At 60.1% G+C, this 18,467-nt stretch carries 23 protein-coding genes; 12 read left to right on the top strand and 11 right to left on the bottom strand.

Features of this window, described 5'->3' with window-relative positions; translation table 11 throughout:
• Positions 1-5 precede the first annotated feature (5 nt).
• The 9 genes from rapZ to ACIOMR_RS16005 form a co-directional block, all read right to left on the bottom strand.
• On the bottom strand, positions 6-863 hold the full coding sequence (gene rapZ, locus ACIOMR_RS15965) for an RNase adapter RapZ (protein WP_003216111.1): 858 nt from the start codon (positions 861-863) through the stop codon (positions 6-8).
• Between the two features lie 2 nt (positions 864-865).
• Entirely contained in the window at positions 866-1,330 is a 465-nt protein-coding gene (ptsN, locus tag ACIOMR_RS15970) for a PTS IIA-like nitrogen regulatory protein PtsN (protein ID WP_003216114.1), read from the bottom strand.
• Between the two features lie 12 nt (positions 1,331-1,342).
• A complete protein-coding gene (gene hpf, locus ACIOMR_RS15975; RefSeq protein ID WP_003216115.1) occupies positions 1,343-1,648 on the bottom strand; it encodes a ribosome hibernation-promoting factor, HPF/YfiA family in 306 nt (101 codons plus the stop codon).
• A 75-nt stretch (positions 1,649-1,723) separates the two neighbouring features.
• Complete coding sequence (locus ACIOMR_RS15980; protein WP_401195151.1) at positions 1,724-3,217, bottom strand: RNA polymerase factor sigma-54; 1,494 nt, start codon at positions 3,215-3,217, stop codon at positions 1,724-1,726.
• A gap of 184 nt (positions 3,218-3,401) precedes the next feature.
• Entirely contained in the window at positions 3,402-4,127 is a 726-nt protein-coding gene (lptB, locus tag ACIOMR_RS15985) for an LPS export ABC transporter ATP-binding protein (protein ID WP_003216119.1), read from the bottom strand.
• Positions 4,127-4,699: a lipopolysaccharide transport periplasmic protein LptA gene (gene lptA, locus ACIOMR_RS15990; RefSeq protein WP_023659193.1), complete on the bottom strand. Its 573-nt coding sequence runs from the start codon at positions 4,697-4,699 to the stop codon at positions 4,127-4,129. Before lptA ends, lptB begins: the two co-directional genes overlap by 1 nt.
• Positions 4,686-5,258 (bottom strand): LPS export ABC transporter periplasmic protein LptC, encoded by a 573-nt coding sequence (lptC, locus tag ACIOMR_RS15995; RefSeq protein ID WP_003216122.1) that lies wholly within the window; start codon positions 5,256-5,258, stop codon positions 4,686-4,688. The genes lptA and lptC overlap by 14 nt, the downstream gene beginning before the upstream one ends.
• Before the next feature lie 8 nt (positions 5,259-5,266).
• Positions 5,267-5,791 carry an HAD family hydrolase gene (locus tag ACIOMR_RS16000; RefSeq protein ID WP_003216124.1) on the bottom strand — a complete coding sequence of 175 codons (525 nt, stop codon included), beginning with the start codon at positions 5,789-5,791 and terminating at the stop codon, positions 5,267-5,269.
• Entirely contained in the window at positions 5,792-6,766 is a 975-nt protein-coding gene (locus tag ACIOMR_RS16005; RefSeq protein ID WP_003216126.1) for a KpsF/GutQ family sugar-phosphate isomerase, read from the bottom strand. It lies immediately after the preceding gene.
• A 292-nt stretch (positions 6,767-7,058) separates the two neighbouring features.
• On the opposite strand from ACIOMR_RS16005, the gene ACIOMR_RS16010 reads away from it, so the two are divergent.
• The 10 genes from ACIOMR_RS16010 to hisC all read left to right on the top strand — a co-directional run bounded on the left by ACIOMR_RS16010 (position 7,059) and on the right by hisC (position 15,134).
• Positions 7,059-7,868 carry an ATP-binding cassette domain-containing protein gene (locus tag ACIOMR_RS16010; protein WP_003216128.1) on the top strand — a complete coding sequence of 270 codons (810 nt, stop codon included), beginning with the start codon at positions 7,059-7,061 and terminating at the stop codon, positions 7,866-7,868.
• On the top strand, positions 7,868-8,665 hold the full coding sequence (gene mlaE / locus ACIOMR_RS16015; RefSeq protein ID WP_003216131.1) for a lipid asymmetry maintenance ABC transporter permease subunit MlaE: 798 nt from the start codon (positions 7,868-7,870) through the stop codon (positions 8,663-8,665). The genes ACIOMR_RS16010 and mlaE overlap by 1 nt, the downstream gene beginning before the upstream one ends.
• On the top strand, positions 8,665-9,132 hold the full coding sequence (mlaD, locus tag ACIOMR_RS16020; protein ID WP_003216133.1) for an outer membrane lipid asymmetry maintenance protein MlaD: 468 nt from the start codon (positions 8,665-8,667) through the stop codon (positions 9,130-9,132). Before mlaE ends, mlaD begins: the two co-directional genes overlap by 1 nt.
• Positions 9,133-9,143: 11 nt before the next feature.
• Positions 9,144-9,797, top strand: coding sequence for a phospholipid-binding protein MlaC (locus ACIOMR_RS16025; protein ID WP_003216135.1), 654 nt, complete (start codon positions 9,144-9,146; stop codon positions 9,795-9,797).
• Positions 9,794-10,099, top strand: coding sequence for a lipid asymmetry maintenance protein MlaB (locus ACIOMR_RS16030; RefSeq protein WP_177122443.1), 306 nt, complete (start codon positions 9,794-9,796; stop codon positions 10,097-10,099). Before ACIOMR_RS16025 ends, ACIOMR_RS16030 begins: the two co-directional genes overlap by 4 nt.
• A gap of 114 nt (positions 10,100-10,213) precedes the next feature.
• Positions 10,214-10,453 (top strand): BolA family protein, encoded by a 240-nt coding sequence (locus ACIOMR_RS16035; protein ID WP_008434291.1) that lies wholly within the window; start codon positions 10,214-10,216, stop codon positions 10,451-10,453.
• 23 nt (positions 10,454-10,476) lie between these two features.
• The gene (gene murA, locus ACIOMR_RS16040; RefSeq protein ID WP_003216140.1) at positions 10,477-11,742 is read left to right on the top strand and encodes a UDP-N-acetylglucosamine 1-carboxyvinyltransferase; all 1,266 of its coding nucleotides are present in this window, start codon (positions 10,477-10,479) and stop codon (positions 11,740-11,742) included.
• Between the two features lie 247 nt (positions 11,743-11,989).
• Positions 11,990-12,625 (top strand): ATP phosphoribosyltransferase, encoded by a 636-nt coding sequence (gene hisG / locus ACIOMR_RS16045; protein ID WP_003188599.1) that lies wholly within the window; start codon positions 11,990-11,992, stop codon positions 12,623-12,625.
• Positions 12,626-12,752: 127 nt separating this feature from the next.
• Complete coding sequence (gene hisD / locus ACIOMR_RS16050; RefSeq protein ID WP_008434283.1) at positions 12,753-14,078, top strand: histidinol dehydrogenase; 1,326 nt, start codon at positions 12,753-12,755, stop codon at positions 14,076-14,078.
• Between the two features lie 3 nt (positions 14,079-14,081).
• On the top strand, positions 14,082-15,134 hold the full coding sequence (hisC, locus tag ACIOMR_RS16055) for a histidinol-phosphate transaminase (protein WP_003216145.1): 1,053 nt from the start codon (positions 14,082-14,084) through the stop codon (positions 15,132-15,134).
• 129 nt (positions 15,135-15,263) lie between these two features.
• Here the strand turns inward: hisC and ACIOMR_RS16060 are convergent, their stop codons facing one another.
• The gene (locus tag ACIOMR_RS16060; protein ID WP_087692860.1) at positions 15,264-16,538 is read right to left on the bottom strand and encodes a uracil-xanthine permease family protein; all 1,275 of its coding nucleotides are present in this window, start codon (positions 16,536-16,538) and stop codon (positions 15,264-15,266) included.
• Positions 16,539-16,540: 2 nt separating this feature from the next.
• Positions 16,541-17,179, bottom strand: coding sequence for a uracil phosphoribosyltransferase (gene upp, locus ACIOMR_RS16065; protein WP_003216149.1), 639 nt, complete (start codon positions 17,177-17,179; stop codon positions 16,541-16,543).
• A 165-nt stretch (positions 17,180-17,344) separates the two neighbouring features.
• Between upp and ACIOMR_RS16070 the strand changes: the two genes are divergently transcribed.
• Positions 17,345-17,902: a hypoxanthine-guanine phosphoribosyltransferase gene (locus tag ACIOMR_RS16070; protein ID WP_401195163.1), complete on the top strand. Its 558-nt coding sequence runs from the start codon at positions 17,345-17,347 to the stop codon at positions 17,900-17,902.
• Between the two features lie 61 nt (positions 17,903-17,963).
• On the top strand, positions 17,964-18,449 hold the full coding sequence (locus ACIOMR_RS16075; RefSeq protein ID WP_008434279.1) for a hypothetical protein: 486 nt from the start codon (positions 17,964-17,966) through the stop codon (positions 18,447-18,449).
• The last annotated feature ends 18 nt before the right edge of the window (positions 18,450-18,467 follow it).

The raw sequence follows: 18,467 nt of genomic DNA on the forward strand, positions 1-18,467 counted from the left end.
TCCTTTCAGCTGAGGTCGCGGTGGCGAACCTGGACGTTCTTGAGGGTTTGTTGCAGCACCTTGCCCAGGCGTTCGGTCAGGTAGACGGATCGGTGGTGGCCGCCGGTGCAGCCAATGGCGATGGTGACATAAGCCCGATTGCTGGCCGCAAAACGCGGCAGCCATTTGAGCAGGTAGCTGGAGATGTCCTGGTACATTTCCTCGACATCCGGTTGCGCCGCCAGGTACTCGGCCACAGGTTGGTCCAGCCCCGACTGATCGCGCAGTTCCGGCTTCCAGTACGGGTTGGGCAGGCAGCGCACATCGAACACCAGGTCGGCATCTACCGGCATGCCGCGCTTGAAACCGAACGACTCGACAAGGAACGCCGTGCCTGGCTCCGGCTGGTTCAGCAGGCGCAGCTTGATCGCATCCCGCAGTTGATACAGGTTCAGGCTGGTGGTGTTGATCTTGAGGTCGGCCAGGTCAATGATCGGCCCCAGCAGTTTGGTCTCGTCCTCGATGGCTTCGGCCAGGGAACGATGAGGGCTACTCAACGGGTGGCGGCGACGGGTTTCGGAGAAGCGCTTGAGCAGGGTCTCTTCGTCGGCGTCCAGGTACAGCACATCGCAATGGATATGCTTGGCCCGCACTTCTTCGAGCAGTTCAGGAAAGCGTGTGAGGTGGCTGGGCAGGTTGCGGGCGTCGATCGACACGGCGACCAGCGGTTGCGCCAGCTCGGTATGAATCAGCGCGCGTTCCGCCAGTTCCGGTAGCAGGCCGGCGGGCAGGTTGTCGATGCAATAGAAGCCGTTGTCCTCAAGAACATTGAGGGCCGTGCTTTTACCTGAGCCGGAACGGCCGCTGACGATGATCAAACGCATGATTAATGCCCGTTTTGTTCATCCAGGACAACCTGGTAGAGCGCCTCATTGCTTGAGGCACTACGCAGTTTGTCGCGTACGTCCTTGCGGTCGAGCATGCTGGCGATCTGCCGAAGCAGCTCCAGGTGCGCATCGGTGGCAGCTTGCGGGACCAGCAGTACGAACAGCAGGTCGACCGGCGCGCCGTCGATGGCGTCGAAATCGATAGGGGCGTCCAGGTGCAGCAGGGCGCTGACTGGAGACTCACAGCCTTGCAGGCGGCAGTGAGGAATGGCGATGCCGTTGCCAAAGCCGGTGGAGCCGAGCTTTTCACGGGCGATCAGGGCCTCGTACACAGCTTGCGTATCCAGTTCGGGCACTTCGCGGCCGATCAGGTTGGCAATTTGTTCGAGGGCGCGCTTTTTACTGCCGCCCGGCACGTTCACGAGGGAACGGCCGGGGGTCAGGATGGTTTCAAGTCGGATCATGGGTGGGGAGTGTTAGCGGCCAGTGCCTTGAAGAAGGCTCTGCTGCTTTTCCTTATGCTTTTTAAGTTGGCGGTCAAGCTTGTCTGTGAGCAAGTCGATTGATGCATACATGTCTTCATGTTCGGCATTGGCGACCACTTCGCCACCGGGTATCTGAAGTGTCGCTTCGATTTTCTGCTGAAGCTTGTCGACCTTCATGATGACCTGCACGTTGGTGATCTTGTCGAAATGGCCCTCAAGCTTCTTCAGCTTCAGCTCGACGTATTCGCGCAATGGAGGGGTGACTTCTACATGGTGTCCACTGATGTTGACTTGCATACAGCTTCTCCTTCGTTGCCAGTGCATAAAGCGGCGGGTAGGAATACCCGCCACTGGAACGCTATGGCCCGCCCGTCACATCAAACGTTTACGCTCGCTGGAAGGCGCGATCCCAAGGGACTCGCGGTACTTGGCGACGGTTCGACGGGCGACCTGAATGCCTTGTGCCTCCAGTAAACCAGCGATCTTGCTGTCACTCAACGGCTTTTTCTGATTTTCCGCGGCAACCAGTTTTTTGATGATCGCGCGGATCGCCGTGGACGAGCATTCGCCGCCTTCGGAGGTGCTGACGTGGCTGGAGAAAAAGTATTTCAGCTCATAAATACCCCGTGGGGTATGCATGAATTTTTGCGTGGTCACCCGGGAAATAGTTGATTCGTGCATGCCCACCGCCTCGGCGATGTCGTGCAATACCAGCGGCTTCATCGCTTCATCGCCGTATTCCAGGAAGCCGCGCTGGTGCTCGACGATCTGGGTGGCGACTTTCATCAGGGTTTCGTTGCGGCTTTGCAGGCTCTTGATGAACCAGCGGGCTTCCTGCAGTTGGTTACGCATGAAGGTGTTATCAGCGCTGGTGTCGGCGCGGCGCACAAAACCTGCGTATTGCGGATTGACCCGCAGGCGCGGCACCGATTCCTGGTTCAGCTCCACCAGCCAGCGTTCGTTGTCCTTGCGCACAATCACGTCGGGCACGACATATTCGGCTTCGCTGGACTCGATCTGCGAGCCCGGGCGTGGGTTGAGGCTCTGCACCAGCTCGATGATCTGGCGCAGGTCATCTTCCTTGAGCTTCATGCGGCGCATCAGCTGGCTGTAGTCGCGGCTGCCCAGCAGGTCGATGTAGTCGGTGACCAGGCGCTGCGCTTCGCTCAGCCAAGGCGTCTTGGCCGGCAATTGGCGCAGTTGCAGCAGCAGGCACTCGCTGAGGTTGCGGGCGCCGATGCCGGCCGGCTCGAATTGCTGGATGCGGTGCAGGACGGCTTCGATTTCGTCCAGTTCGATGTCCAGTTCCGGGTCGAACGCCTCGAGGATCTCCTCAAGGGTCTCGTCCAGGTAGCCCTGGTTGTTGATGCAATCGATCAGGGTCACGGCGATCAGGCGATCGGTATCGGACATCGGTGCCAGGTTCAGCTGCCAGAGCAAATGGCTTTGCAGGCTCTCGCCGGCAGATGTGCGGGTGGTGAAGTCCCACTCGTCGTCATCGTTGCTGGGCAGGCTGCTGGCGCTGGTCTGGTAGACGTCTTCCCAGGCGGTATCCACGGGAAGTTCGTTGGGAATGCGTTCGTTCCATTCGCCTTCCTCAAGGTTATCCACCGTGGGGGCGGTTTCCTGGTAGGAGGGTTCCTGTACGTCGGGGTTGGGCTTTTGCTCGATGTTGTCGGCCAGCGGGTCTGCATTATCGAAGTCGTCGCCTTCTTCCTGGCGTTCGAGCATCGGATTGGACTCCAGGGCCTCCTGGATTTCCTGTTGCAGGTCCAGGGTCGACAATTGGAGCAGGCGGATGGCCTGTTGCAGCTGCGGTGTCATCGTCCGCTGCTGGCCCATTCTCAGGACTAGAGATGGTATCATGGCAGGGGCTTAACACCTTATTCGCCGGCGCAATGCGCCATCCACGACAGGGCGCGTGAGCGCCAAACATAAGCAAATTATATGCCTGATATCGGGGGCTTTGCCTAGAGCGCGGTAACAATAAAAATACTGAGGTTTTTATTGACTACCGCGCTCCATGGCGAATGGCCTGATACCACCGTGTTTACAGGCGGAACTCGTGACCCAGATACACTTCCTTGACCAGTTCGTTGGCCAGGATAGTGGCAGAGTCACCTTCGGCAATCAGCTGTCCATCGTTGACGATGTAGGCGGTTTCGCAGATATCGAGTGTCTCACGGACGTTGTGGTCGGTGATCAATACACCGATGCCCTTGGCCTTGAGATGATGGATGATCTGCTTGATGTCGCCGACCGAGATCGGGTCGACACCGGCGAAAGGTTCGTCCAGCAGGATGAACTTGGGCGCCGTGGCCAGCGCGCGGGCGATTTCCACACGACGACGCTCGCCGCCGGAAAGGCTCATGCCGAGGTTGTCGCGAATGTGGTTGATGTGGAATTCCTGCAGCAGGCTTTCCAGCTCTTTCTTGCGCCCGGCGCGGTCGAGTTCCTTGCGGGTCTCGAGGATGGCCATGATGTTGTCGGAAACCGACAGTTTGCGGAAGATCGATGCTTCCTGGGGAAGATAGCCGATACCCGCTTGCGCACGGCCGTGCATAGGCTGGTGGCTTACGTCCAGGTCGTCGATCAGGACGCGGCCTTGATCGGCCTGCACCAGGCCGACGATCATGTAGAAGCAGGTGGTCTTGCCGGCACCGTTGGGGCCGAGCAAGCCGACGATCTGGCCGCTGTCGATCGACAGGCTGACGTCACGCACGACCTGACGGCTTTTATAAGCCTTGGCCAGATGCTGGGCTTTCAGGGTTGCCATTAATTCGCCTTCTTCGCGTCGGGTTTCGGCGCCGGCTGGGCTGCGCCCGGTTTCTGCTTCGGCTGAATAACCATGTCGATACGCGGCTTCGGCGTGCTGATTTTCGAGCCGGTAGCACGGCCGGCCTGGGCGATCTGCTTCACCGTGTCGTAGACGATTTTTTCGCCGTCGGTGGTGTTGCCGTCATTGATGACCCGGGCCTGGTCGATCAGCACGATGCGGTTTTGCTGGGCGTGGTACTGGATCGTCTTGCCATAGCCTTTGACCGGCGTAGGGTCGCCCACTTTCTGCAGTTGTTCGAAATACGCCAGGTTGCCCACCGAAGTGACCACGTCGATATCGCCTGCCGGGGTACGAGTCAGTGTCACGGTGTTACCCGTCACTTTCATCGAGCCCTGGGTAATGATCACGCTGCCCGTGTAGGTCGCGATACCTTGCTTGTCATCCAGCTGCGCATCGTCAGCCTGAATGTGGATCGGTTGCTGGCTATCGTTCGGCAGAGCCCAGGCGCTCACGCTTCCCAGTGCTGCGCCCAGGCCGAGCAAAATAGGGAGGGTTTTAACGAGCCTCATACTGTCCTCTTACGTTCGATAGCAGGTGTATCCTGCTTTCTTTCAAATACGCTTTCATTCCCTTGCCAGTCGATACACCGCCAGCGCCGTCAATTCTAACGTCTTGCTCGGTCTGCGCATATTGCTTCTGTGGGAATACGGTCATGCGACTGCTGGTAATAATGGTGTCGCGGTTCTTGGCGTCAGTGCGGGCTACCCGCACCGAGTCAATCAGTTCCACTTGGGTGCCGTCCGGGTTGACCTCGCCACGCTCGCTGGTGACGTGCCACGGAAATTCGGCGCCGCGGTACAGGTTCATGTCCGGCTTGGTCAGCAAAGTGACCTCGGATGCCTTCAAGTGTTCGACCTTGTCGGAGGTCATTTCATACTGGACCTTGCCATCGGGCAGGTACTGGATGCTGTGGGCGTTGATGGCGTAATAGTCGATAGCACTCTCGTCAACCTGTGCAACCGGCTTGTCGAGGAAGCGCTCCGGGCTGATATTCCAGTAGCCGACCGCGAGGAAAACCGCGGCGATGACTGCAAGTATCAGGAAATTGCGAATCTTTTTACTCAGCATAAAACGCTCTATAGGTAGGCGGCGTGGGCCGCTTCAAGGCTGCCTTGGGCGCGCAGAATCAACTCGCAGAACTCGCGGGCGGCGCCTTCGCCGCCGCGGGCGGTGGTTACACCATGGGCGTGTTCGCGAACGAACGCCGCCGCATTGGCCACGGCCATGCCCAGGCCGACCCGGCGAATCACCGGCAGGTCGGGTAAATCGTCACCCAGGTACGCAACCTGCTCATAGCTTAGGTTGAGTTGGCCAAGAAGCTCGTCCAGAACCACCAGTTTATCCTCGCGGCCCTGATACAGGTGAGGAATACCCAGGTTTTGTGCGCGGCGTTCCACAACCGGGGTCTTGCGACCGCTGATGATGCCGGTTTGCACGCCCGCCGCCATCAGCATCTTGATGCCCTGGCCGTCGAGGGTGTTGAACGTCTTGAATTCGCTGCCGTCTTCCAGGAAGTACAGGCGGCCATCCGTCAGCACACCGTCGACGTCGAAAATCGCCAGCTTGATGTGCTTGCCCCGTTGCATCAGGTCGGTGGTCATTTACATCACTCCCGCACGCAGCAAGTCGTGCATGTTCAGGGCGCCAACCGGACGGTCGTCGCTGTCGACCACCACCAGCGCCAGGATCTTGTGGTCTTCCATGATCTTCAGTGCTTCGGCCGCGAGCATGTCAGGGCGTGCGGTCTTGCCGTGAGGCGTCATGACTTCGTCGATGGTGGCGGTCTGGATGTCGAGGTTGCGGTCCAGGGTGCGGCGCAGGTCGCCGTCGGTGAAGACCCCGGCCAGCCGCCCGTCGGACTCCAGGATTACGGTCATGCCCAGGCGCTTGAGGGTCATTTCCATCAAGGCATCTTTCAGCAAGGTGCCGCGTGGCACTTGTGGCAGCTCGTCGCCGGCGTGCATGACGTTTTCCACTTTCAGCAGCAGGCGACGGCCAAGGGCGCCGCCCGGGTGGGAAAACGCGAAGTCTTCGGCGGTAAACCCGCGGGCTTCCAGCAATGCCACGGCCAGCGCATCGCCCATGACCAGGGCGGCGGTAGTGGAGGAGGTCGGTGCCAGGTTCAGCGGGCAGGCCTCGTGGGCAACGTGCACGTTCAAATTCACTTCGGCGGCTTTTGCCAGCGTCGAGTCCGGGTTGCCGGTCACGCTGATCAGCTGGATACCCAGGCGCTTGATCAGCGGCAGCAGGGTCACGATTTCGTTGGTGGTACCGGAGTTGGACAGTGCCAGGATGATGTCGTCCCGGGTGATCATGCCCATGTCGCCGTGGCTGGCTTCGGCCGGATGCACGAAGAACGCGGTGGTCCCGGTGCTCGCCAGGGTGGCGGCGATCTTGTTGCCGACATGCCCGGATTTGCCCATGCCGACCACCACTACGCGGCCCTTGCTGGCCAGAATCATCTCGCAGGCGCGTACGAAATCCGCGTCGATATGGGCCAGCAAGCCTTCTACGGCTTCAAGCTCGAGGCGGATGGTGCGTTGTGCGGATTGAATAAGGTCGCTGGATTGGCTCATGTCTGAAATCGTATAGCCTGACGAAAAGTCGGCGATTATAACGGTAATGATCAATTCCCTCACACAAGTTCGTCAGGCTTTATTCAATCCACCTGTGGTTGAGATTGAACCTCAGCCAGGATTTTTTAGCTGTCCTGTTTCTGAACAAGCTCTGTTCCGGCCTTGGGGGCGCTGTACCAGCAGTGATATAGTTCGCGGCCAGTTCGGTCCGCACGGCCTTTTTGTCTATTCGGCGCAAGCATTTGTCGAAAACAAAGTGTCTGAGTGAAAGGCTGCATCCCAAGGAGTTTAGATGAGTGCCGATAACGCCTACGCGGTCGAGCTGAAGGGCCTTTCCTTCAAGCGCGGTACGCGCAGCATCTTCAATAATGTGGATATTCGCATTCCCCGCGGCAAAGTCACGGGCATCATGGGGCCTTCCGGCTGCGGCAAGACTACGCTGCTGCGCCTGATGGGCATGCAATTGCGCCCCTCCGCCGGTGAAGTCTGGGTCAATGGCCAGAACCTGCCGACCCTTTCGCGCAGTGACCTGTTCGATGCCCGCAAACACATGGGCGTCCTGTTCCAGAGCGGCGCGTTGTTTACCGATCTCGATGTTTTCGAAAACGTGGCGTTCCCGCTGCGGGTGCATACACAGCTGTCCGATGAAATGATTCGTGACATTGTGTTGCTGAAATTGCAGGCCGTCGGGCTGCGCGGTGCTATCGATTTGATGCCCGACGAGTTGTCCGGAGGCATGAAGCGTCGTGTCGCCCTGGCGCGTGCCATCGCCCTCGACCCGCAGATTCTCATGTACGACGAGCCTTTCGTTGGCCAGGACCCGATTGCCATGGGGGTGCTGGTACGCCTGATCCGCCTGCTCAATGATGCGTTGGGTATCACCAGTATCGTGGTTTCCCACGACCTGGCCGAGACCGCGAGCATTGCCGACTACCTATATGTAGTGGGCGATGGCCAGGTGCTGGGGCAGGGCACGCCTGAAGAACTGATGAACGCAGACAACCCGCGCATTCGCCAATTCATGACCGGCGATCCCGATGGCCCGGTGCCTTTTCACTTTCCGGCAGCGGACTACCGCTCAGATCTTCTGGGGAAGCGCTGATGCGCAAGACATCATTACTCGAAAAGGTTCGCCTTTTCGGTCGCTCCGGCATCGATATCATCGGTGTGCTGGGGCGTTCGACGATTTTCCTGTTTCATGCCTTGCTCGGCCGCGGCGGTATTGGCGGCGGTTTCGGCCTGCTGATCAAGCAACTGCACTCCGTGGGCGTGATGTCTCTGGTGATCATCGTGGTCTCCGGGGTGTTCATCGGCATGGTGCTGGCGCTGCAAGGCTTCAATATCCTCTCCAGCTACGGGTCCGAACAGGCTGTTGGGCAGATGGTTGCCCTGACGCTGTTGCGTGAGTTGGGCCCGGTGGTGACCGCTCTCCTGTTTGCCGGGCGTGCCGGTTCGGCGCTGACGGCCGAAATCGGCAACATGAAGGCCACCGAGCAGCTGTCCAGCCTGGAAATGATCGGTGTCGATCCGCTCAAGTACATTGTTGCCCCGCGCCTGTGGGCTGGCTTCATTTCCCTGCCACTGCTGGCGATGGTGTTCAGCGTGGTGGGAATCTGGGGCGGTTCCTGGGTCGCGGTTGACTGGCTGGGGGTCTACGACGGCTCCTACTGGGGCAATATGCAAAACAGCGTGACCTTCAGCGGCGACGTGCTCAACGGCATCATTAAAAGCATTGTCTTCGCCTTTGTAGTGACCTGGATCGCCGTATTCCAAGGCTATGACTGTGAGCCCACCTCAGAAGGGATCAGTCGCGCCACCACCAAGACCGTTGTGTACGCCTCGCTGGCGGTACTGGGCCTTGACTTCATTTTGACCGCCTTGATGTTTGGAGATTTCTGATGCAAAACCGCACTGTGGAAATCGGTGTCGGCCTTTTCTTGCTGGCTGGCATCCTGGCTTTACTGTTGCTCGCCCTGCGAGTCAGCGGCCTATCGGCCAGCCCCACCGCCGATACTTATAAACTTTACGCCTACTTCGACAATATCGCCGGTTTGACTGTCAGAGCTAAAGTGACCATGGCGGGTGTAACCATCGGCAAGGTCACGGCAATCGATCTGGACCGCGACAGCTTCACCGGCCGTGTGACCATGCAGGTGGACAAGAAGGTAGATAACCTGCCGACTGACTCCACTGCGTCTATCCTCACCGCTGGCCTGCTGGGCGAGAAGTACATCGGCATCAGCGTCGGCGGGGAATCTGCCCTGCTCAAGGATGGTTCGACCATTCATGACACACAGTCGTCGTTGGTGCTGGAGGACTTGATCGGTAAATTCCTGCTCAATACCGTCAATAAAGACGCCAAATGAGGAATGTGTTCATGATCTCTACTTTGCGACGTGGCCTGTTGGTACTGCTCGCGGCACTGCCGTTGATGGCTAACGCCGCTGCCGGCGGTTCTGCGCATGACCTGGTGCAGGACACCACCAACAAGATGTTGGCTGACCTGAGTGCCAACAAGGAAAAGTACAAGCAGGACCCGAGTCAGTTCTATAACGCGCTGAACACGATTGTCGGGCCTGTTGTTGATGCTGAAGGTATTTCCAAAAGCATCATGACCGTCAAGTACTCGCGCAAGGCTACGCCTGCGCAGATGCAGACATTCCAGGAAAACTTCAAGAAGGGCTTGTTCCAGTTCTATGGCAACGCCCTGCTGGAGTACAACAACCAGGGGATTACCGTCGCCCCTGCCGGGGATGAGTCGGGTGACCGCACCAGCGTCAACATGAGCGTCAAGGGCAACAACGGCGCGGTCTACCCTGTGCAGTACACGCTCGAGAAGGTCAACGGCGAGTGGAAACTGCGTAACGTGATCATCAACGGCATCAACATTGGCAAGCTGTTCCGTGACCAGTTCGCGGATGCCATGCAGCGCAATGGCAACGACCTGGACAAAACCATCAACGGTTGGGCCGGTGAAGTGGCCAAGGCCAAGGAAGAAACCGACAAAGCTGCCGGGAAGCCTGCCCAATGACCGAGTCGGCCATTCGCCTTGGCGAGTCCGGTGAGCTGTTGCTCAGCGGCGTGCTGGATTACAGCACTGGGCCCGCCCTGCGCAACCAGGGCCAGGCGCTGATCAATGCCAGTACCGCTCCTGCGCTGGTGCTGGATTGCTCGGCGGTGGTGAAGTCCAGCAGCGTCGGCTTGTCGTTGCTGCTGTGTTTCATGCGCGATGCGCAGGCCGTCAAAAAGCCGGTGAGCATTCGTGCATTGCCCGAAGACATGCGTGAAATCGCTGAGGTTTCCGGTCTGACCGAGCTGTTGGCGCATCCTTAATACACATTATTAAAGAAGCCCCCCGTCAGAGTCCTGCTATGCGGGGTTCGCAGGCGCGGGGCTTTTTTGTATGATGTGCGACCCGCGCGCACTGGGCGCCCATAGAGGTTGATCATGCAGGCCCTAGAAGTTAAAAGCTTCCTTGAAGGAAAGCTGCCCGAAACTAATGTTGAAGTTGAGGGCGAAGGCTGCAATTTCCAGCTGAACGTGATTAGCGATGAACTGGCGGCATTGAGCCCGGTCAAGCGTCAGCAGCAGATCTATGCCCATTTGAACCCGTGGATCACCGATGGCAGCATCCATGCGGTCACTATGAAATTTTTCAGCCGCGCGGCCTGGGCCGAGCGCACCTGAGCCCCCAAGGCGTCGAGATTCTTATGGATAAATTGATTATTACCGGCGGTGCTCGTCTTGATGGCGAGATCCGTATTTCCGGGGCGAAGAACTCCGCCCTGCCGATCCTGGCAGCGACCTTGCTGTGCGATGGCCCGGTTACCGTGGCCAACCTGCCGCACCTGCATGACATCACCACCATGATCGAGTTGTTCGGTCGCATGGGCATCGAGCCGGTGATCGACGAGAAACTCAGCGTCGAAATCGACCCGCGCACCATCAAGACCCTGATCGCACCGTACGAGCTGGTGAAAACCATGCGCGCCTCGATCCTGGTACTGGGCCCGATGGTTGCCCGGTTCGGCGAAGCCGAAGTCGCACTGCCTGGCGGTTGCGCCATCGGTTCGCGTCCGGTGGACCTGCACATCCGTGGCCTCGAAGCCATGGGTGCAACCATTGACGTCGAAGGCGGCTACATCAAGGCCAAGGCGCCGGAAGGCGGCCTGCGTGGCGCAAACTTCTTCTTTGATACCGTCAGTGTGACCGGTACCGAGAACATCATGATGGCCGCTGCCCTGGCCAATGGCCGCAGCGTGCTGCAAAACGCCGCGCGCGAGCCGGAAGTGGTCGACCTGGCCAACTTCCTGATCGCCATGGGTGCCAACATCACCGGCGCCGGCACCGACACCATCACCATTGATGGCGTGAAACGCCTGCATTCGGCTACCTACAAGGTGATGCCGGACCGCATCGAGACCGGTACCTACCTGGTCGCGGCTGCCGTCACCGGTGGCCGTGTCAAGGTCAAGGACACTGATCCGACCATCCTCGAAGCCGTCCTGGAAAAACTCAAGGAAGCCGGCGCCGAGATCACCACCGGTGAAGACTGGATCGAGCTGAACATGCATGGCAAGCGGCCAAAAGCCGTTAACGTGCGTACCGCTCCGTACCCGGCGTTCCCGACCGACATGCAGGCGCAGTTCATTTCCCTGAACGCGATTGCCGAAGGCACCGGTGCCGTGATCGAGACCATCTTCGAAAACCGCTTCATGCACGTGTACGAGCTGCACCGCATGGGCGCCAAGATCCAGGTCGAAGGCAACACCGCCATCGTGACCGGCATCGAGAAGCTCAAGGGCGCGCCAGTGATGGCTACCGACCTGCGTGCCTCCGCCAGCCTGGTGATCTCGGCGCTGTGCGCTGACGGCGACACCCTCATCGACCGCATCTACCACATAGACCGTGGTTACGAGTGCATCGAAGAGAAGCTGCAGATGCTCGGCGCGAAAATCCGCCGCGTACCGGGCTAGTTCCAGGAACTGCAAACACGTTCATTGTGGCGAGGGAGCTTGCTCCCGCTGGACTGCGCAGCAGTCCCAGTCTTTTTAAACAAAGAGCAGGGCCGCTTCGCGCCCCAGCCGGAGCAAGCTCCCTCGCCACATGACGATGTATGCTGTTAGCTGATTTGTTTCAAGTCGAGGCTGTAATGGCCTCGATCTGTGTCTGGCGCCGATTGCGACCGGACAGCAATAGCCTGATGAAGGACTGACGTTTCCCATGTTGACCATCGCACTGTCCAAGGGCCGCATCCTTGACGACACTTTGCCGCTTCTGGCTGAAGCGGGCATCGTGCCGACCGAGAATCCGGACAAGAGCCGCAAGCTGATCATCCCCACGACCCAGGACGACGTTCGCCTGCTGATCGTGCGTGCCACCGATGTGCCAACTTACGTTGAACATGGCGCGGCAGACCTCGGCGTCGCGGGCAAAGACGTGTTGATGGAATACGGTGGCCAGGGCCTGTACGAGCCGCTGGACCTGCGTATCGCCCTGTGCAAGCTGATGACCGCCGGCCGTGTCGGTGACGTCGAGCCTAAAGGCCGCCTGCGGGTGGCGACCAAGTTCGTCAACGTTGCCAAGCGTTACTACGCCGAGCAAGGCCGCCAGGTCGACATCATCAAGCTTTACGGCTCCATGGAGCTGGCACCGCTGATCGGCCTGGCCGACAAGATCATCGACGTGGTCGACACCGGCAACACCCTGCGCGCCAACGGCCTGGAGCCCCAGGACTTTATCGCCGACATCAGCTCCCGGCTGATCGTCAACAAAGCTTCGATGAAAATGCAGCACGCCCGTATCCAGGCGTTGATCGACACCCTGCGCAAGGCAGTGGAGTCTCGACACCGCGGTTGACTCACCCGCGCGGCCCCAAGCCGCGCCCGTCTATCCGCCTCATAGCCAGAATTCTCAGGTGCCCAAGCGGATCGACTGCTAACTTTCGGCGCCTGAGCATTTTTGCCATTCCTATGAGGCCCTCGCTATGACCACGTCCACTGCAATTGCCCGACTCAACGCTGCCGACCCGGATTTCGCCCATCATCTGGATCATCTGCTGAGCTGGGAAAGCGTGTCCGACGATTCGGTCAACCAGCGGGTGCTCGACATCATCAAGGCCGTGCGCGAGCGCGGTGACGCGGCGCTGGTTGATTTTACCCGGCAGTTCGATGGCCTGGACGTCGCCTCCATGGCCGACCTGATCCTGCCCCGCGAACGCCTGGAGCTGGCGCTGACCCGCATCACCGCGCCCCAGCGCGAAGCCCTGGAAGTGGCGGCCGCGCGGGTGCGCAGCTACCACGAGAAACAGAAACAGGATTCCTGGAGCTACACCGAGGCCGACGGCACCGTACTGGGCCAGAAGGTCACGCCGCTGGACCGTGCTGGCCTGTACGTACCGGGCGGCAAAGCGTCGTACCCGTCCTCGGTACTGATGAACGCGATTCCGGCCAAGGTGGCCGGCGTGACCGAAGTGGTCATGGTGGTGCCTACCCCGCGCGGCGAAATCAACGAACTGGTGCTGGCAGCGGCCTGCATCGCGGGTGTTGATCGGGTTTTCACCATCGGCGGCGCCCAAGCGGTAGCGGCCCTGGCCTACGGCACCGAAAGCGTGCCGAAGGTCGACAAGGTGGTTGGCCCGGGCAACATCTACGTGGCCACGGCCAAGCGCCATGTATTTGGCCAGGTCGGCATCGACATGATCGCCGGCCCTTCGGAAATCCTCGTGGTGTGTGACGGCCAGACCGACCCGGACTGGATCGCCATGGACCTGTTCTCCCAGGCCGAGCACGACGAAGACGCCCAGGCGATCCTCGTCAGCCCGGATGCCGAATTCCTGGACAAGGTCGCCGCCAGCATCGCCAAGCTGCTGCCGACCATGGAGCGCGCCGAGATCATCGAGAAGTCGATCAATGGCCGTGGCGCCCTGATCCTGGTCCGCGACATGGAGCAGGCCATCGAAGTGGCCAACCGCATCGCCCCGGAACACCTGGAATTGTCCGTCGCCGACCCACAAGCCTGGCTGCCGCTGATTCGCCACGCCGGCGCGATCTTCATGGGCCGCCACACCAGCGAAGCCCTGGGCGACTACTGCGCAGGTCCCAACCACGTGCTGCCCACGTCGGGCACTGCGCGGTTCTCCTCGCCGCTGGGCGTATATGACTTCCAGAAGCGCTCGTCGATCATCTTCTGCTCGCCAGAGGGCGCGTCGGAGTTGGGCAAGACCGCTTCCGTGCTGGCCCGTGGCGAGTCGCTGACCGCCCACGCCCGCAGCGCCGAATACCGCATCGTTGACGATAAGCAGGGGAACTGAAACATGAGCAAATTCTGGAGCCCGCTCGTCAAGGATCTCGTGCCTTACGTGCCCGGTGAGCAACCGAAGCTGACCAAGCTGGTAAAACTCAACACCAATGAAAACCCCTACGGCCCATCGCCCAAGGCGCTGGCTGCCATGCAGGCCGAGCTGAACGACAACCTGCGTTTGTACCCGGACCCCAACAGCGACCTGCTCAAGCAGGCGGTGGCCAAGTACTACGGGATCGACGCGGGCAAGGTGTTCCTCGGCAACGGCTCCGATGAAGTCCTGGCGCACATCTTCCACGGTTTGTTCCAGCACGACCTGCCGCTGCTGTTCCCGGACATCAGCTACAGCTTCTACCCGGTGTACTGCGGCCTGTACCGCATTGCCTTCGACGCAGTGCCGCTGGATGAACAGTTCCAGATCCGCGTGTCGGACTACGCCAGGCCCAACGGCGGGATCATCTTCCCGAACCCGAACGCGCCGACCGGTTGCGTGATGGCGCTGGACGCCGTGGAGCAAATCCTCAAGGCCAGCCCGGACTCGGTGGTGGTGGTCGATGAAGCCTATATCGACTTCGGCGGCGAGACCGCCATCAGCCTGGTGGACCGTTACCCGAACCTGCTGGTGACCCAGACCCTCTCCAAGTCGCGCTCCCTGGCCGGTTTGCGGGTGGGCCTGGCCGTGGGCCACCCGGACCTGATCGAGGCGCTGGAGCGGGTCAAGAACAGCTTCAACTCCTACCCGCTGGACCGTCTGGCGATTGTCGGCGCGGCCGCCGCTTTTGAAGACCGCGAATACTTCCGGAACACCTGCAAGTTGGTGATCGATAGCCGTGAAAAGCTGGTGGCGCAACTGCAGGCCAAGGGGTTTGAAGTACTGCCGTCGGCGGCCAACTTCATCTTTGCCCGGCATCCAGGGCACGACGCTGCCGGGCTGGCAGCCAAGGTGCGGGAGCAGGGGGTGATTGTGCGGCACTTCAAGCAGGAGCGGATTGCCCAGTTCCTGCGGATCAGTATTGGCACGCCGGAGCAGAACCAGGCGCTGATCGATGCGTTGGGCGAGCTGTAAGCCACACTGAAACTCAAAAAAATGTGGGAGCGGGCTTGCTTGCGAATGCGGTGGTTCAGTCACTGATGTGCTGAATGACACACTGCATTCGCGAGCAAGCCCGCTCCCACATTGGTTTTGCGTTGGCAGTTAGATCAGCGGCTCATCCGGCTTCCTGTTCTTCCAGCCGTCATTGCCCGGCAGCAGCAGATTCAACGCAATCGCTACCACCGCACACAGGGCGATGCCCTTCAGGCCAAAGTCATCCGGGCCAGTGCCGGTGCCTACCAGCACACCGCCAATCCCGAACACCAGGGTCACCGACACAATCACCAGGTTGCGCGCTTCGCCAAGGTCGATCTTGTGGCGGATCAGGGTGTTCATCCCCACTGCGGCAATCGAGCCGAACAGCAGGCACAGAATCCCGCCCATTACCGGGACTGGAATGCTTTGCAGCAGCGCGCCGAACTTGCCGATAAACGCCAGGCTGATGGCAAACACCGCCGCCCAGGTCATGATCTTCGGGTTGTAGTTCTTGGTCAGCATCACGGCGCCCGTCACTTCCGCGTAGGTCGTGTTGGGCGGGCCGCCGAACAGGCCGGCAGCGGTGGTGGCGATCCCGTCACCCAGCAGGGTGCGGTGCAGGCCAGGCTTCTTCAGGTAGTCGCGACCGGTCACGCTGCCCACCGCAATCACACCACCGATGTGTTCGATCGCCGGGGCCAGGGCCACCGGGACGATAAACAGGATCGCCTGCCAGTTGAATTCCGGCGCGGTGAAGTGGGGCAGGGCGAACCACGGTGCGGCGGCGATCTTCGCGGTGTCGACTACGCCGAAGTAGAACGACATGGCGAAACCCACCAGCACGCCGGAGATGATCGGCACCAGGCGGAAAATGCCTTTGCCGAACACCGCCACGATCAGCGTGGTCAGCAGCGCCGGCATCGAGATCAGCATGGCGGTCTGGTAGTGGATCAACTCACTGCCGTCACCGGCCTTGCCCATCGCCATATTGGCCGCAATCGGCGCCATGGCCAGGCCAATGGAAATGATCACCGGCCCGATCACCACCGGCGGCAGCAGCCGGTCGATGAAACCGGTGCCCTTGATCTTCACGGCCAGGCCCAGGAAGGTGTAAACGAAGCCGGCCGCCATCACGCCGCCCATGGTCGCCGCGAGGCCGAACTGGCCCTTGGCGAGAATGATCGGGGTGATAAACGCAAAGCTCGACGCCAGGAACACCGGTACCTGGCGCCCGGTAACCACCTGGAACAACAAGGTGCCCAAGCCTGCGGTAAACAGGGCGACGTTTGGATCGAGACCGGTGATCAGCGGCATCAACACCAGCGCGCCAAATGCTACGAAGAGCATCTGTGCGCCAGACAGGATCTGGCGCCAAAGCGGGTCGTTGAACTCATCCTGCATGGTCACGCGTCCTTCTGCTTGGTACCGAAGATCTTGTCGCCGGCATCGCCCAGGCCCGGGATGATGTAGCCATGTTCATTCAGGCGTTCATCGATGGATGCGGTGTAGATCAACACGTCCGGGTGGGCTTTCTCGACGGCGGCGATGCCTTCGGGAGCGGCCACCAGCACCATGGCGCGGATGTCCTTGCAACCGGCTTTTTTCAGCAGGTCGATGGTGGCAACCATGGAGCTGCCGGTGGCGAGCATCGGGTCGATGATCATCGCCAGGCGCTCGTCGATTTCCGGTACCAGTTTTTCCAGGTAGGTGTGGGCCTGCAGCGTCTCTTCGTTGCGGGCCACGCCTACGGCGCTGACCTTGGCACCCGGGATCAGGCTGAGCACGCCTTCGAGCATGCCGATACCGGCACGCAGGATCGGCACCACGGTAATCTTCTTGCCGGCGATTTTCTCGACCTGGACGGGACCACACCAACCGGCGATCTCGTAGTTTTCCAGGGGCAGGTCTTTGGTCGCCTCGTAGGTGAGCAGCGCTCCGACTTCCTGAGCAAGCTCACGGAAGTTCTTCGTGCTAATGTCGGCGCGGCGCATAAGGCCGAGTTTATGTCGGATCAGCGGATGGCGGATCTCACGGATGGGCATGGGGAAAGGCTCCGGCGGCGGGCAAAAAAACCGGCCTAGATTAATCTATCCGAGGGTGTTGTCCTATAGACATCTAGTACGTTAGTCCATTAAGGCTTGAACGTTGGGCCTCACATGCGTACCTTTGCCCGCTTTTCTTGCCACAGCACCCCCTTGGAGAGCGCCATGTCCGCTGATCTCGAGCATATCCGTCAAATCATGCGCGAGGCTGACTGCCTGTACACCGAAGCGCAAGTCGAAGAGGCCATCGCCAAGGTCGGCGCGCACATCTCCCGTGAAATGGCCGACACCAACCCGGTGGTCTTTTGCGTGATGAACGGTGGCCTGATTTTCGCCGGTAAATTGCTCACCCACCTGCAATTCCCGCTGGAAGCGTCCTACCTGCACGCCACTCGCTATCGCAATGAAACCAGTGGCGGCGACCTGTTCTGGAAAGCCAAGCCGGAAGTCTCGTTCATCGACCGCGACGTGCTGATCATCGACGACATCCTCGACGAAGGTCACACCCTGGGCGCGATCATCGACTTCTGCAAACACGCCGGCGCGCGCAAGGTGCGCACTGCCGTGCTGATCGACAAGGACCACGACCGCAAGGCCCGTCCGGACCTGAAAGCCGATTACGTGGGCCTGCCGTGCATTGACCGTTACATCTTCGGTTACGGCATGGACTACAAAGGCTACTGGCGCAACGCCAATGGGATCTACGCCGTCAAAGGGATGTAAGCGGGATTCAGGCGCAGGGTTGTCATGCTATCGTGCTTGGCCCCTGCGTCTGGAGCTGTTCATGAGCCTGTTGATTCGCACCTGCGCCGCCCTGGCGCTGACCCTCAGTTTGCCCCTGGCGGCTGCTCCGGCGCCGCTGCACAGCCAATTCCTGCCGCCCGACGACCTGACCCTGCGCGCCGAAACCCCGGACCAGCAGCAATTGCTGCAAGTCACCGAGTATTCGGTGGTGGTGGGTAACCAACGCCAATCCACCCAGCAGCCGATCCCGGTGACCTCGCCGTTGATGATCCGCCTCAAGGGCAAGTCCCTGAACAAAGGCGCGACCATCGCCCAGGTGATTCTCAATTTCGATGCCGAAAGCAAAAGCCTGAAAAAGCCGGTGTTCGACGACAAAAGCAAAACCCTGACCTTGTCGTATCCGGTGACCCAGTATCGGGTGATCGTCGACTTGTTGCGCAATGACACGGTCTATGTGCAATTCCTCACTTACGCCAACGGCCATATCTGGGCCGATTTGCACACCGGGGCGGTGCGCGCCAAATAATCCAGCCGACGCGCATTC

This window comes from Pseudomonas sp. NPDC087814, assembly GCF_044742865.1.
In the GTDB taxonomy this organism is placed as follows: Bacteria; Pseudomonadota; Gammaproteobacteria; order Pseudomonadales; family Pseudomonadaceae; genus Aquipseudomonas.

Bases quoted from the DNA above. Each gene is read 5' to 3' on its own strand.
- ACIOMR_RS16005 (WP_003216126.1), bottom strand. From the start codon at position 6,766: ATGAGCCAATCCAGCGACCTTATTCAATCCGCACAACGCACCATCCGC.
- mlaE (WP_003216131.1), top strand. From the start codon at position 7,868: ATGCGCAAGACATCATTACTCGAAAAGGTTCGCCTTTTCGGTCGCTCC.
- ACIOMR_RS16035 (WP_008434291.1), top strand. From the start codon at position 10,214: ATGCAGGCCCTAGAAGTTAAAAGCTTCCTTGAAGGAAAGCTGCCCGAA.
- ptsN (WP_003216114.1), bottom strand. From the start codon at position 1,330: ATGATCCGACTTGAAACCATCCTGACCCCCGGCCGTTCCCTCGTGAAC.
- lptB (WP_003216119.1), bottom strand. From the start codon at position 4,127: ATGGCAACCCTGAAAGCCCAGCATCTGGCCAAGGCTTATAAAAGCCGT.
- ACIOMR_RS16000 (WP_003216124.1), bottom strand. From the start codon at position 5,791: ATGACCACCGACCTGATGCAACGGGGCAAGCACATCAAGCTGGCGATT.
- hpf (WP_003216115.1), bottom strand. From the start codon at position 1,648: ATGCAAGTCAACATCAGTGGACACCATGTAGAAGTCACCCCTCCATTG.
- ACIOMR_RS16010 (WP_003216128.1), top strand. From the start codon at position 7,059: ATGAGTGCCGATAACGCCTACGCGGTCGAGCTGAAGGGCCTTTCCTTC.
- rapZ (WP_003216111.1), bottom strand. From the start codon at position 863: ATGCGTTTGATCATCGTCAGCGGCCGTTCCGGCTCAGGTAAAAGCACG.
- hisD (WP_008434283.1), top strand. From the start codon at position 12,753: ATGACCACGTCCACTGCAATTGCCCGACTCAACGCTGCCGACCCGGAT.
- ACIOMR_RS16025 (WP_003216135.1), top strand. From the start codon at position 9,144: ATGATCTCTACTTTGCGACGTGGCCTGTTGGTACTGCTCGCGGCACTG.
- upp (WP_003216149.1), bottom strand. From the start codon at position 17,179: ATGCCCATCCGTGAGATCCGCCATCCGCTGATCCGACATAAACTCGGC.
- lptA (WP_023659193.1), bottom strand. From the start codon at position 4,699: ATGAGGCTCGTTAAAACCCTCCCTATTTTGCTCGGCCTGGGCGCAGCA.
- ACIOMR_RS15980 (WP_401195151.1), bottom strand. From the start codon at position 3,217: ATGATACCATCTCTAGTCCTGAGAATGGGCCAGCAGCGGACGATGACA.
- ACIOMR_RS16075 (WP_008434279.1), top strand. From the start codon at position 17,964: ATGAGCCTGTTGATTCGCACCTGCGCCGCCCTGGCGCTGACCCTCAGT.
- lptC (WP_003216122.1), bottom strand. From the start codon at position 5,258: ATGCTGAGTAAAAAGATTCGCAATTTCCTGATACTTGCAGTCATCGCC.
- hisG (WP_003188599.1), top strand. From the start codon at position 11,990: ATGTTGACCATCGCACTGTCCAAGGGCCGCATCCTTGACGACACTTTG.
- ACIOMR_RS16030 (WP_177122443.1), top strand. From the start codon at position 9,794: ATGACCGAGTCGGCCATTCGCCTTGGCGAGTCCGGTGAGCTGTTGCTC.
- mlaD (WP_003216133.1), top strand. From the start codon at position 8,665: ATGCAAAACCGCACTGTGGAAATCGGTGTCGGCCTTTTCTTGCTGGCT.
- ACIOMR_RS16070 (WP_401195163.1), top strand. From the start codon at position 17,345: ATGTCCGCTGATCTCGAGCATATCCGTCAAATCATGCGCGAGGCTGAC.
- ACIOMR_RS16060 (WP_087692860.1), bottom strand. From the start codon at position 16,538: ATGCAGGATGAGTTCAACGACCCGCTTTGGCGCCAGATCCTGTCTGGC.
- hisC (WP_003216145.1), top strand. From the start codon at position 14,082: ATGAGCAAATTCTGGAGCCCGCTCGTCAAGGATCTCGTGCCTTACGTG.
- murA (WP_003216140.1), top strand. From the start codon at position 10,477: ATGGATAAATTGATTATTACCGGCGGTGCTCGTCTTGATGGCGAGATC.